The organism is Mesorhizobium sp. M0659 (genome assembly GCF_040320605.1).
Classification (GTDB): Bacteria; Pseudomonadota; Alphaproteobacteria; order Rhizobiales; family Rhizobiaceae; genus Mesorhizobium.
Map to the genome: position 1 here is coordinate 1 of NZ_JAMYPY010000049.1, position 13,658 is coordinate 13,658.

7 protein-coding genes and 6 pseudogenes are annotated in these 13,658 nt (G+C 58.3%); 6 read left to right on the forward strand and 7 right to left on the reverse strand.

The window, feature by feature from the left end; genetic code table 11:
• Positions 1-190: 190 nt before the first annotated feature.
• The 3 genes from NKI31_RS31540 (at position 191) to NKI31_RS31550 (ending at position 4,518) form a co-directional block, all read left to right on the forward strand.
• Positions 191-1,471: an ABC transporter substrate-binding protein gene (locus NKI31_RS31540; protein WP_352653425.1), complete on the forward strand. Its 1,281-nt coding sequence runs from the start codon at positions 191-193 to the stop codon at positions 1,469-1,471.
• 79 nt (positions 1,472-1,550) lie between these two features.
• Positions 1,551-2,720, forward strand: a complete 1,170-nt coding sequence (locus tag NKI31_RS31545) for an ABC transporter ATP-binding protein (RefSeq protein ID WP_502899217.1) — start codon at positions 1,551-1,553, stop codon at positions 2,718-2,720.
• A 22-nt stretch (positions 2,721-2,742) separates the two neighbouring features.
• Positions 2,743-4,518, forward strand: coding sequence for an ABC transporter permease subunit (locus NKI31_RS31550; protein ID WP_352653426.1), 1,776 nt, complete (start codon positions 2,743-2,745; stop codon positions 4,516-4,518).
• A 216-nt stretch (positions 4,519-4,734) separates the two neighbouring features.
• Here NKI31_RS31550 and NKI31_RS31555 read toward each other — a convergent pair.
• Positions 4,735-4,854: pseudogene (locus NKI31_RS31555) on the reverse strand (transposase domain-containing protein); the annotation flags it as partial.
• Between the two features lie 114 nt (positions 4,855-4,968).
• The gene (locus NKI31_RS31560) at positions 4,969-5,556 is read right to left on the reverse strand and encodes a tyrosine-type recombinase/integrase (RefSeq protein WP_352653427.1); all 588 of its coding nucleotides are present in this window, start codon (positions 5,554-5,556) and stop codon (positions 4,969-4,971) included.
• A gap of 50 nt (positions 5,557-5,606) precedes the next feature.
• Here NKI31_RS31560 and istA point away from each other — a divergent pair.
• Positions 5,607-7,118 (forward strand): annotated as a pseudogene (gene istA / locus NKI31_RS31565) (IS21 family transposase).
• Positions 7,108-7,866, forward strand: a pseudogene (gene istB / locus NKI31_RS31570) (IS21-like element helper ATPase IstB); the annotation flags it as partial. The pseudogenes istA and istB, both read left to right, overlap by 11 nt.
• A 244-nt stretch (positions 7,867-8,110) precedes the next feature.
• Here the strand turns inward: istB and NKI31_RS31575 are convergent.
• The gene (locus NKI31_RS31575) at positions 8,111-8,956 is read right to left on the reverse strand and encodes a LuxR family transcriptional regulator (protein ID WP_352653428.1); all 846 of its coding nucleotides are present in this window, start codon (positions 8,954-8,956) and stop codon (positions 8,111-8,113) included.
• A 261-nt stretch (positions 8,957-9,217) separates the two neighbouring features.
• Between NKI31_RS31575 and NKI31_RS31580 the strand changes: the two genes are divergently transcribed.
• The gene (locus NKI31_RS31580; RefSeq protein WP_352653429.1) at positions 9,218-9,829 is read left to right on the forward strand and encodes a hypothetical protein; all 612 of its coding nucleotides are present in this window, start codon (positions 9,218-9,220) and stop codon (positions 9,827-9,829) included.
• Between the two features lie 565 nt (positions 9,830-10,394).
• Here NKI31_RS31580 and NKI31_RS31585 read toward each other — a convergent pair.
• The 4 genes and pseudogenes from NKI31_RS31585 to NKI31_RS31600 all read right to left on the reverse strand — a co-directional run.
• Positions 10,395-11,422, reverse strand: a pseudogene (locus NKI31_RS31585) (IS110 family RNA-guided transposase).
• Between the two features lie 278 nt (positions 11,423-11,700).
• Positions 11,701-12,804, reverse strand: a pseudogene (locus NKI31_RS31590) (IS3 family transposase).
• 70 nt (positions 12,805-12,874) lie between these two features.
• Positions 12,875-13,207, reverse strand: a pseudogene (locus NKI31_RS31595) (integrase core domain-containing protein); the annotation flags it as partial.
• A gap of 226 nt (positions 13,208-13,433) precedes the next feature.
• On the reverse strand, positions 13,434-13,658 hold a 225-nt coding region (locus NKI31_RS31600; protein WP_352653430.1), incomplete at its 5' end, for a hypothetical protein.

Genomic DNA, 13,658 nt, shown 5'->3' on the forward strand with positions numbered 1-13,658 from the left:
CGCTCGGTAGGAAGAGGCGTGGTGTCTGAACTCCAGAACGATTGAAGGAGGGCATGCCCTCCGCCTGCGATCCAGGGCAATGTGAGCAACGGCCCGTTTCCCACAAGCGCCGAAAGATGCGTCGCACTCAGCCCATTAGTGGATCATATCAATTAGAGAATTGACATGCGTCGCTATTGGCGCATTGAATATGGCCAGCTTCGAGATGGATTGGGACCAAGCTGACGTGCCATTCGATTGGGCCGAGCATCAATGCAGCGCTGAACGCCACCTCAAAGTAGATAAAAACGATAGGGAACGAGACGGCGCTGGCCGTCCGACGATGTTCAAAAGTCCAACCCGACAGGGACCACAGAGGGTGAACGAAATGAAATTCTCAATTAATCGCAGGCGTTTCGTCCAGACCGCGTCGACCGCACTCGCGTTAGGAGCACTGCCGTCGTTCGCGAAAAGGGCTTCCGCGCAATCGAAGGAAGTGCGGGTTCTTGTTTACGGGGGAGCCGTGGGCAAAGCAGCCATCGAAGCGTTCGCAAAGCCGTTCGAAGCCGAGACGGGGATTAAGGTGACCGCGATCACGCAGGATTTCCAGGCGGCTCAGCTCGAGTTGATGGTGAAGACGAACAACGTGACGGTTGACGTGGCGCCTTTGGGCCGCGGCTCCGCGATTCCAGCAGCGAAAAAAGGATTCCTCGAGCATATTGACTATTCGATTTACAGAAAGGAGGAACTCGACGGTATCGTAGATTTCGTTCGGCAGCCTTTCGGGGTCGGCATCTTTGTCTATGGTTACGTGATGGTTTGGAACATAAAGAAGTTCCCCGTGGACAAGCCTCGACCGAACACTTGGGCCGAGTTTTGGGATGTCGAGAAGTTCCCCGGCGCACGCTTACTCGTGTCGGGTCAGTTGGGAGAAGAAGGGCCTTGGGAGGAGGCCTTGATGGCAGACGGTGTGCCAACCGACAAAATCTATCCTATGGATGTCGATCGAGTTTTTGCCAAGCTGGACCAGATAAAGCCGAACATCCGCAAGTGGTGGACTAGCGGCTCCGAGAGCCAGCAATTGATGCGTAGCGGAGTCGGGGAGGTCATGAATTCATATGACGGCCGCGCGCAACTGCTGATTGATCAGGGTGATCCGATCGAAATCAATCGCAATCAGGCCAAGATCACCTGGGACTATTGGGTGATCCCAAAAGGCAGCCCTAACGCGACAAATGCTCAAAAGTTCATCGAGTTTGCGACTCGCGCGGATCGCCAAGCGGCCTACGCTCAACTCACGAATTATGGCCCCACGAACCTCAACGCTTTCAAGACGATACCCGACAAGCTGGCCCGAAAACTCGCCAGCCATCCTGATTACTTGAAGAATAGCCTGCGGATAAATAGCGAGTGGTATGCAGAGGTTGGGTCGGATGGCAAGACGAATGCAGAACTTCTAGCCGCGCGATGGAGTGATTGGGTTCTGCGTTAATTAGCCCACGTAGTCACTGCCAGCCGACTACAATTCAGAAGGTCGGCTTTGCCGACCTTCTGATCATATTGGAGTAACTATGTCCGACTCTTCCGTTCTAAAGAAGCAGAACTCTTTGCTGAAGATCTGGCCAACAACCCATGCGACCGCAGGGGCGACGGCCACGCCGTCGGGACCGTCACACCTGGAGGATGACAGATTGGAGTCGAGCTCAATCCCCGCTCAAATCGAATTCCGAAGCGTCACCAAAACGTATGGTCAGGCCACTGCGGTCAATGATCTCTCGCTGAGCGTCCGTCGTGGCGAGTTTCTGACTATCCTCGGTCCCAGCGGTTCGGGCAAGACCACAGCGCTGATGCTACTCGCCGGTTTCGTGGCGCCGACGAAGGGCGACATCCTCATTGCGGGTAAGTCCGTAGCCGCGGTGCCGGCCTACCGCCGCGACCAGGGTATCGTGTTCCAAAGCTATGCGCTGTTCCCACACCTAACAGTCCGCCGAAACCTGGAATTCCCGCTGGAGATGCGCGGCATAGGTGCCGCCGAAAGGGCAAAGCGGGTGGACAGCATCCTTGAGCGCGTTCATCTCAGAGAATTTGACAGTCGCATGCCTTCACAACTGAGCGGCGGCCAGCAACAGCGTGTAGCGCTTGCCCGCGCCTTAATCGCCGATCCGCCGATCCTGCTGCTCGATGAGCCACTCGGCGCGCTCGACCGCAATCTGCGCGAGCAAATGCAAGGCGAGATTAAGAGCTTGCATAAGGAATTTGGCAAGACCACCATATGCGTCACGCATGATCAGGAGGAGGCGCTCACGCTCTCAGATCGTATCGTCGTCATGCGCGCCGGAAAGATCGAGCAGACAGACACGCCCGAGACTCTCTATGACCGGCCGATGACACGCTTCGTAGCGAATTTCCTCGGTGAGGCAAACATCCTTGAAGATCTCGGTTTCGAAGTTGAATCCGACGCAGCGCAACCCTCGGGGACTGTAGGCATGATCCGCCCCGAGCGGGTTTGTATAGCTGCAACCGGGGAGCCCAAACGCGCTGATGCCGATCGACGCCAGTTCGCCATCGGTACGGTCGACGACATGATCTACGCCGGACCGCTGCGGAAATACAATGTACGCGTTGGCGACAGTCTGCTCGTTGTACGTCAGCATGTTGCCTCGGGGCAGCAGATCTTCCGACTTGGCGATGAAGTAAAGCTTGACTGGTTACGTTCGGACGTGCGCTTCGTCGCCACCTGAAGCGCAAGGAAGGACAACACGAATGCAATTGCTTCAGAGACTGGGCCGTTTGCCCGTCCTTCTCGCTTTTCCGGCCCTGGGAGTCCTGCTCGTCGTTTTCGGCATACCGATCGTACGGCTGTTCCTAACCAGTCTTAACGCCCCAGAATTCTCCCTCGCTAACTACCAAATGTTTTTAGGCCAGCCGGCTAACATCCGAGTCCTCTTTCAAACGGTTGAGATCAGTGCCATCGCCACATTTGTCTGCCTGGTGATTGGTTATCCTACTGCCTATGTAATGGTAGCGGCATCGAAGCCTGTGCGAATGGCACTTCTGGTGCTCGTCGTCATCCCATACCTGACCAGCTTCCTAGCGCGGACCTATGCATGGATTGTAATCCTAGGGGACACGGGCCTGATCAACAACCTGTTGCTCTATTTCGGGCTCATATCCGGACCGCTGCAACTGATCTTCAATCGCATGGCCGTCTATGTCGGCATGGTCCATATCATGCTGCCTATGATGATCCTACCTCTCGTAAGCGTCATGATAGGCATCGACAAGTCGCTGATGTCGGCAGCGCGCAGCATGGGTGCGAGGCCGTTCACTGCTTTCTGGCGGGTGTTCTTCCCACTCAGTTTGCCGGGTGTACGCAGCGGCTCACTCTTAGTGTTTGTGATTTGCCTCGGCTTCTACATCACGCCTGCTGCGCTTGGTGGCTTGGGCGACGCCATGCTGTCGACGTTTATCGCTGCCCAGGTCCAAACGTCTTTCAACGTGGCTAGGATCGCGGCGGCATCCTTTGTTCTTCTAGCAATAGCCGTTGTCGTGCTGTCGTTGCTCGGGCTCGACCTTTCCGGAAGTGCTCCCTCGGGTCAAATTGCGCGCAAGTCGTGGCTGCCGCGGCCACCGCCATTTGGCGCGTTGAAAGGCCAATTCGGTGAGCTCCCCATGCCATATCGGGCAAAGCGCTGGGCTGCCCACCTATACAAGGCGGGGGGCGAGGAGCGCTGGTTGAAGATCGTCGGCCCGGCGTTCATCGCGTTGGTCATGGCTTTCCTGCTTTTTCCTGAAATCGTCGTCATCATCATGTCGTTCAGCGCCGGGGCGTTCCTAGAATTCCCGCCTTCTGGTTTGTCGCTGCAATGGTACCGTTCCTTTTTCGGCGATCCGGCCTGGTACAAGGCCGCCTGGACCAGCATCCAGATCGGCGTCGCGGTTACAATCTTGTCGACCGTTCTTGGCACACTTGCCGCCCTCGGTCTTAGCCGCGCCGCTCCGCAGGCCCGCCGCCTCCTGACGATGGTGATCCTGACGCCGATCACGATTCCGGTCATCGTTGTGGGCGTGGCGACCTACCTCGGGCTGATCGATCTTGGTCTGGTCGGCTCCCAGACCGGCATCGTTCTTGCGCACACCATTGGCGCGATGGGCTATGTCGCCGTAATCGTCTCAGCGACCCTGGCGAATTTCGACCGACGCCTTGAGCAGGCGGCCCAGAGCATGCGGGCCGGACCGCTGCAGACTTTCCTGAGGGTTACCTTGCCCTTGATCCGACCGGGCATCATCGGCGGAGCCATCTTCGCATTTGTCCACTCGTTTGACGAGGTCGTAATCACTTCGTTGGTAAGCGGATTCTCGGTTTACACACTGCCGCTTAAGATGTGGGAGAATATACGAAACGAGGTAGACCCGACTGTAGCCGCAGTGGCATCCCTTCTGACGCTTCTCCCAGTGCTCTGGATGATTGCTCTTTACCTCACTTGGTGGCGGTCGAGGCCCCAGGTTAATCCGAGTATTTCAGAAGCCAAGGGTTGAGTGGCCTTCTCCATAGCTTCTGGTCGACCCACTTAAGTGGGAGCTGAAGCGGCCCGTGGGCTCAAGACATGTCGTCGGCTCAGTGACAGCGCGGTTGACGCCCCGAGATATTTGAGAGCTATTGGGAAGAGATCGCGGCGGCACGCTGGATAAGGGGACCCTGTTACCGGAACATCAATGGGGTGCCCTCCTTTGCAAGCGGGTAGCTGATGCCGTTCAGCGGTGGTAGTTCCAAGGCATGAGCGCCTCGATAGCGCTGTTTGGCCAGCCATTGGCGATGCGCTCGAGGGTCTGGGTGAGCCAGGCGTGCGGATCGACCTGGTTCATCTTGGCGGTTTATGCCGAACGCCAAACTATGCCGAGCGCCTCTTCCGAACATGGCGGTATGAAGCGCTTTGCCCGCCATTTCGACCGAGAGCCGGTCGTTGACACTCGGCATAGTTCTCATGCTCAAAGGGCGTTCAGGAATTCAAGAAGTCGGTCGTTTGGCCGAAATCGTTCGGCCTTTGCGCGTTCGTATGGCTTCAGCTTGCCAAGTGCGGATTCCTTCAGCTCAAGATGTGCGTGAAGATAGGTTAGCGTCGTTTCCATCGCCTCATGGCCCAGCCATAGGGCGATGACCGAACAATCGACGCCCGCCTGCAGCAGCTCCATGGCAGCGCTGTGCCTCATAACATGAGGCGACACCCGCTTCGAGCGGAGGATGACGCAGTGTTCGCGAGCCTTGGCGACATGTTTGTTCAGCAGCGCCTGCACGCCGTCGGCGCTCAGCCTGCCGCCGTGCATGTTCGGAAAGAGAGCCGTTGCGCCCCGTTTCCTGGGCTCGTTGAGCCAGCCCCGAAGGGCTTGCTGTGCAACCTTGGTGAGCGGCGTACTTCGCTCCTTGCGGCCCTTGCCAACGCATCGCACGTGGGCACCGTGCCCCAGCATGACCGAGTCCCGGTTGAGATCGATGATCTCCGAGACCCGCAGGCCTTGTTGATTGCCACTGAGAACTGACCCGGCAACCCAGGATATTTCCACCGAGAATTGACCCATGTTTGACCCTTACCCTGCGTTTTTTCAGCGGGGATTACGGAGTGATCGACATGGCATTATTGAGCGTGATCCGACGCTGGCATTTTCGAGAGCATTTATCGATCCGAGAGATTAGCCGCAGGACTGGCTGTCTCGGAATACGGTGCGCAAATACCTGCGGGTGGACGAGGTGGAGCCGAAGTTCAAGGTTCCAGAGCGGCCGAGCAGGCTTGACGCATTTGCCGACCGTTTGTCAGCCTGGCTGAGGACGGAGGCTAAAAGGAACCGCAAACAGAAACGCACGATCAAGCAGCTTCATGCAGATCTGCTGAGCCTTGGCTATGAGGGGTCATACGGTCGTGTTGCGGCTTTCGCTCGGGAGTGGAAGGCTGATCTGCAGAAGCAGTTACAGACGACAGGGCGCGGAGCATTCGTGCCGCTTTCGTTCGATCCTGGTGAAGCGTTCCAGTTCGACTGGTCCGAAGACTGGGCGATCATCGGCCATGAACGCACCAAGCTGCAGGTGGCCCATACCAAGCTCAGCTACTCCAGGGCCTTCATCGTCCGGGCCTATCTGTTGCAGACGCATGAGATGCTGTTCGACGCCCATAACCATGCCTTCCGTGTCTTTGGCGGCGTTCCCCGGCGCGGCATCTACGATAATATGCGGACAGCGATCGACAAGGTCGGCCGCGGCAAGGAGCGCGACGTCAATGTCCGCTTCATGGCCATGGCCAGCCACTACCTCTACGAGCCTGAGTTCTGCAATCCGGCCTCTGGCTGGGAGAAGGGACAGGTCGAGAAGAACGTCCAGGATGCGCGTCATCGGTCTTTCAACCGATTCCACGCTTTCCATCCCTGGAAGCCCTGAACGACTGGCTGGAGCTTCGATGCCAAGAGTTTTGGCACAAGACCCCGCATGGAAAAATGCGCGGCACCATTGCCGATATCTGGGCTGAGGAAGCCCAGGCTCTCATGCCGGCGTCCCGTCTCTTCGACGGCTTTGTCGAATACACCAAGCGGGTCTCCCCAACCTGCCTCGTGCATCTGGAGCGCAACCGCTACAGCGTTCCGGCGTCCTTTGCCAATCGGCCCGTGAGCCTTCGGGTCTATCCGGATCGTGTCGTTGTCGCTGCGGAGGGGCATCGTCGCATCATCGATCGCTCGCATGATCGACCAGGGCAGACGATCTATGACTGGCGGCACTATCTGGCTGTCGTTCAGCGCAAGCCAGGCGCCTACGCAACGGAGCACCGTTTGCCGAACTTCCCGATGCATTCAGGTCGTTGCAGCAGCATTTGCTCAAGAAGCCGGGCGGCGATCGCGAGATGGTCGAGATCCTGGCACTTGTCCTGCAACACGACGAGCAGGCCGTGCTCCTGGCCGTGGAGATGGCGTTGGAAGCCGGTGTTCCAACCAAGACCCATGTGCTCAACCTTCTCCATCGGCTCGTCGACGGCAAATCGCTCACGCCCCCAACCATCAGCGCCCCCCAGGCTTTGACGCTCACCAATGAGCCGAAAGCAAATGTCGAACGCTACGATGCCTTGAGGCAGGCCCTGGAGGTGCGCCATGCGTCATAACCCTGCCAGCGGCGCAATCGTCATCATGCTCCGGAGCCTGAAGATGCACGGCATGGCGCAAGCTGTGGGCGAACTCACCGAACAGGGAGCGCCAGCGTTCGAAGCCGCCATTCCGATCCTGTCGCAACTGCTTAAGGCCGAGACGGCGGAACGTGAGGTCAGGTCGACAGCCTATCAGCTCAAGATGGCACGCTTTCCAGCCTATCAGCTCAAGATCGCACGCTTTCCAGCCTATCGCGATCTCAACGGCTTTGATTTTGCCAGCAGCGAGATCAACGAGGCACTCGTGCTGCAGCTTCATCGCTGCGAATTCGTCGACGAGGCCCACAGCATTGTGCTCGTCGGCGGCCCCGGCACAGGCAAAACCCATATTGCGACCGCCCTCGGCGTGCAGGCCATCGAGCATCATCACAAGCGGGTTCGGTTCTTCTCGACGGTCGAACTGGTCAATGCGCTCGAACAGGAGAAGGCTCAGGGGAGATCCGGCCAGATCGCCAATCGCCTCGTGCATTCTGATCTCGTCGTCCTGGACGAACTTGGCTATCTGCCGTTCAGTGCATCAGGTGGAGCATTGCTCTTCCATCTGTTGAGCAAACTCTAGGAACGCACCAGCGTCATCATCACCACAAACCTCAGCTTCAGCGAGTGGGCCAGTGTCTTCGGCGACGCCAAGATGACGACCGCGCTTCTCGACAGGCTAACCCACCATTGCCACATCCTCGAAACCGGAAACGACAGCTTCCTCTTCAACACACAAGGCATGATCCGCCACCACCTCGCCCGCATGACGCACGATAACGCGGCCGCCCAGCACCACGACTTGGACGCTCTCCCCGATCAACCGATTGAGATCGGCGAAGGGTGCTACCAACGCTGTTGCCTCAAGCAGATTCCTAGTCTTCTTGTGCTCGACTGGATGATGCCCGGGCTATCGGGAGTTGGGCTGTCCGGGTTTGAGGGGCAGATCTGAGAGTACGGAGGCCTTGCCCCGCTCACACGTCGATGATCCCTGATTTCAGTGCATTTACAACTGCAACTGTTCTGCTACTGCATCCCAATTTACGCATAGAATTCTTTACGTGAAAATTAACAGTATCTCCAGAAATGCCAAGGATCGCTCCTATATCCTGCGATGATTTACCTCTCGCGACCCAGAGAATACATTCCTTTTCCTTGGCAGAGAGACTAGTCTCCGGCCCAATGCAGCCCTGCCCACCGAATGCATCGATTCTCACGTGAAAATGTCGTGCGGTTAATTCTAAGAGTGTAACGATTTTACTTGGAATCTCGTGATCAGTGCGTTTAGCGAAGCTCACTGTTGCAAAACTGCCGTTTGGGCCGTGTAAGGGAACCGTAACCCCGGATCTCAGTCCGAAAGTTGCAGCCTCGTCAAAAATGCGTCGCTCCTTTTCGGTCGTGTTTACATCAGCGTACACATCGGTCCATCGAAGTGCGCCTTGTTTATGTTTAGTTCTTTTTATGACGGGATCTATCTTGCCATAATCCATATCCCGGTATCGCTTCTGCCATTCATTTGGATAATTTACCATTGTCGCCGGAGCGCGGTGGAGCGGCTCTGAAGTTTTGGAGCAGTGTGCTAGAGGGAGATACGCCGTCCATGAGCAGTCGAACTTCTGAGCAAATGCAACCATCAAATCGAACAATTTTCGAGGTTGAACAACACCGCAAGTCTGATCAAGGTAACGGCCGAACTCGACCGCGTTCCCGTCGTTAGCAGTGTTCGGGAATTGAGCGACACGCGAACAAGGAAACTCTTCGTATACTCTAGTTGTTGGCCATTTAACGATTTTGATCGGAACTGATGGCGAGCGACGCATGGGCACCTTCCTTGTAGTCTGCATGTTTTGGCTAACGCGCACGAAGCCGTACGGTAAAAGGGTCAGCAGTGTTTGCCGCCCCTGCATCGACGATCAAGATTCGTGCCAACAGCGCAGGATGACAATCAGACTAGCCGTGGCGCCTAATCAACGACTTAACTAAAATGCAACTAGGTCTCGGCTGAACATTCTTCTGTCGCACACTCGACAACACCAGACAAAGCCTTGGCCGGAACCGGCTTCCGCGGGTGCTCGTCTCCGATGCTTCATAAGCATCGTCTTGCCCATCCCACTGTCGCAATGGATCGCGACCGAAGGGGAGTGGGCTTTTGCCTTTTTTGTGTGGAGGCTGGTGAGCAGGTTGAGGTGGATGAGCCTGATCCGATGGCGGAAGAGTTCGCGCCGATCTACGCCATGTTGTCGCCGCCTCACCCAGCCGTGCTGGGACCGCAGCGATATTTTAGCGTGCCGTCGATTGAATCGATTGTCGATCGCACCGTTTCCGATCCTTGGCGAATAGGACAGCGGCCCTCACTCTCCGCACCAGTGCAGGTCGCGCCAGATGAGAAGGTGATCGTCGTCCGAACGTTGATGCAATTGAGAGCAGGTGAGGCGCAAGCAAGTCGACGAGATGCCTATCTTCGTTTCAGATCGCTCGCAACGGTGGTTCGGACGACGGCATCTCGCTCGGCCGCCAACATGCGGCGCTGGGCGACATCGGCAACAACTTCCGTCCACCACCGATGCACCGATCGCATCTGGCGTGTAGCCAGGGGGAAGAACCTCACGCTGCGAGAGATCGCGTTGGAGACGTTGCGCAGCGCATTTGTCGGCACACCCGACACGAACGCCGACGAACTGACCCGCTGGTAAGACGGCGGAGCCGCGGGCGGCTTCGTGCTGGGCGCCGCCGTGGATGCCCAGCAGGACGTCACGCGCGGCGCGCTGTCCGGTAGGATTTGGTTGTTGACGCCAACCCATTTCGGAAGGACCCACCGATGTGATGAAGCTGCGCACGCCCGTGGAGAAGACCGGATACCGATCTGTTGCGGGAGACGATCGGCGTTGCCGCCGAGCGGCTGATGGAAATGGAGGTGGGCGCGGCCTGCACATTGCCTCAAAATGTTACCGAGCGGGTCGTCTAATCGCTCGGCTGTCAAGGTGGTAGATGCAAGGCAGTCGTCCTTTCTGTCCATGCTCGTTCGTTCGTTCGTATGCCGGGTACAGGGTCGTCTATGCGGTCGATGCAAAGATCGCCGCAGGATGAGTTTCGCAGGTGAGATCTTCCTATGTTCGTTACGCACTCTGCTAACGAGGCAGTTGCTTCCCGCTTCGCGGAATGATCTCAGCCACGTCCCGGCAGGGACGGCTCGGTGCGTCCTGGAAGAACGCTATCGGTTGAATGGCCTGAAATCGTCGCAGACGAGCGTCTGCAGGATTAGGCTGCGGCGGGTGTTCCTCCGTGCGGATCGAACAGCTCGCCCGTCCGGAGCATCGCATGCATGATCACTGCCAGCTTGCGCGCCAGGGCCACGGCCGCTCGCTTGAAGCCGAGCCGTTCTTTCAGCTCCAATGCCCAGGTTCGCAGGGTGCTAGTATCCGTCGACCGGTTCAGGATGACCGCGGCCGCCTCGTATAGCAGTCCGCGCAACTGATTGTCGCCACGGCGCGAGATATGGCCGTCATTATCGACCTCGCCGGCTGGTAGCCTCGGGGTCAGGCCCACCCATGCACCCACGGCGCGCGAGTTCCTGAAGTTCGCCGGATCCTCCACGGCTGCGGCAAAGGCGGTGGCTGTGACGGTGCCTACGCCGGGCACTGACATGAGCAGACGGCAGTGCTGGTCCTCACGCGCCATAGCGGCCAGCTGCTTGCTCAGCTCTGCTGTTTGGGTTCGCATATTACTCCACGCCTGAAGCATCGGTGCAACGATGCGCACCAGCTTGCTTCGCCTTCCAGAAGGTCGCGAACGTTGCGCTCGAACACACTGCCTGCGCCCCTGGGCACGACGAGGCCGAACGTCTTCATCAACCCACGGATCTGGTTGGATATCTGCAAACGCATCTTAAGAAGCTGGCGCCGCGCGGTGATCAGCGTGCGGATCAGCATGCTGTCGAAACCTTTGACCCGAACCTCTCGGTAGAAGCCGACCTCGGCCAGATGTGCCAAACCATCGGCATCGTTCGCATCGGTCTTGTTCGCGGCCATATCGAGCGCAGCCTTGGCATGCCGCGCGTCGATGCAGATCACCGGCAGCCCCTCTGCCGTCAGCGCATGGTAGAACCACACCGACAGCGGCCCCGTCTCGAACACGACCCGCCGGGCATACGGGGCGCGCTTGCGGATCACCGCCGCGAGCAGTTGCGGGTCGGACGCGCACTTGCCCCGCCAAATCCTCTTGCCGTCCTGCCGGATCGATATTGCCGTCTCTTTCATGGATACGTCGAGACCGATATACTGCTTCATGGCTGTCCTCCGTTCGATGCCTGGGCCCGGTGTCGATCGTGAGCCCGTTCTTCATCCTAGCGGGGGACAGCCAGCCGGCTAGAGCTCCGAACATCGCCGCCACAGCTTTGGTGGCCACCGCTCCCGCGATTACGTCATGTTCGTTGCCTCACCTATAATGTTACCCGTGAAGGCGCTGAGCTGCCACCGAACTGTCATCCAATGGCGATTAGAGCCGCGACCATTTTTGATCCGATACCATTCTTTGGACCGCCGGAAGGTGGAGTTTTCCGGCTGTTTCACGATGGCGGGCTGACGGCGCCATCGGGATTGATCAACGAGATCGGAACTTTGTGCCCGATTGCGCCATGTGGGCGCACCTCGTTGTGGTATCTGCGCCAATCTCCAACTTTTCGGCCGCGTCGGCAAGCGTCAGGAACCAGTGGGCGTTCAAACATTCCGCCCTGAAGCGGCCGTTGAAGGCTTCGATGTAAGCGTTGTCCGTTGGCTTTCCCGGTCGCGAGAAGTCGAGCGTGACGCCCCTGGTGTAGGCCCACAGCTCGAGGTCGCGGGAGACGAACTCCGAGCCTTGATCGACCCGGATCGTCTTTGGATAGCCGATCTTGGGGCAGACCTGTTCCAGCATCCTGACCACATCCTCGGCGCGGTAACTGAAGCGTGGGTCGAGCACCGGCACGTAGCGTGAGAACGTATCTACGACCGTCAGGACCCGGATCTTCTTGCCCGTCGCGAGCTGGTCGTGAACGAAGTCCATCGCCCAGACGTCGTTGGGTTCGACGGCTGGCTGGCGATCGTCTCGCAGCTTCGCCTTCACCCGGCGCTTCGGCGTCTTGTTCCTCAGTTGAAGGCCCAAGTCCCTGTAAATGCGATAGGTCCGCTTCATGTTGATGTCCCAGCCCTCCCGCGTGAGCATCACGTGCACGCGCCGGTAGCCATAGCGAACCCGCGTCGCGCAGATGTCTTTGATCCGAGCTTCGAGGCCGGCCTGGTCACGGCGGCGGGACTTGTAGTGATAGGTCGAGGTGTCGAACTCCAGAACACGGCACGCTCGCCGGATCGACACGTTCCAAATCAGCACAGGTATCGGCCACCAGCTCGCGTTTGCGACCAGGCCTCACAGTTTTCGGCGGATCACGTCCTGCAGCATCTCCTTGTCCAGCGACAGGTCGGCGACCAGCTTTCTGAGCTTGCCGTTCTCGTCCTCGAGCTGCTTCAGCCGCTTCATCTCTGTCGGCAGCAGCCCGTCATATTTCTTCTTCCCAGTTGAAATAGGTCGCTTGGCTGATCCCGGCCCTCCGGCAGATCTCCGCCACAGGAAACCCATCCGCTCCCTGCTTCAGAATGAACGCCTTCTGCGCGTCCGAAAACTTCGATGCTTTCATCGCTTCCGCTCCTCTCCCAGCCGGGAAACTACAGCGGAAAACTCCAATTCTGAACGGTCCAGTCTGGGGATCAGATCATTTCTGTTACGCCGTCTGGCGCGGGTTGAGCAACCGGCGGAGGCGCGGAGCCTTCGATCAGCACAGCGTCGGAGCCGGTTGCGGTCATGACCTCGGCATAGGCTGCCGGGGTCTGGTAGCCGAGCGAGGAATGAGGCCTCGCGGTGTTGAAGTCCCCCCGCCATTCGGCGATGGCGCTGCGGGCGTGGTCGAGGCCGAAGAACAGGCTCTCGTTCAAGAGCTCGTCGCGCATGCGACCGTTGAAGGATTCGACATAACCATTCTGCATCGGCTTGCCCGGTGCGATGTAGTGCCATTCGACCCCATGATCCTTCGACCATGCGACAGAGAGGGAGGGATGGCGGTCGCCTTTCCCTTGCCCGTGACTTGGTACTGGGCAAGGGCACAAGTAGCTCCCGCGCGCCGGGAATCCTCCCAAGGCGCGATATACCTGGGCAGCGCTTGGCCATGACACCTTTGTCATGGGCGTGATAATGCCGCCAAGCCGCTATCGGATCAATAGAATGATTTAATCGCGCGTCGAACATCCCCGGCTTAATAGCCGGGGCGCTTCATGCGTTCTGCCGCTTGGAATAGGTCCGCGAACAGCGGTACGTTGTGCTCCAACCTCTTCGCAAGGTTGCGGCACCGCTGACGCGTGCCTCGGGGCTCCGGCGCCGAATGGGCTTCTGGCTGACCAGTTCCCAGCAGACGGCATAACCGCGCTCGTGCGACCAATGGCGCATAACTTCTCGGGGCACGGTTTCCGCGCCGAACGAGGACAGCGGCGAGAACCT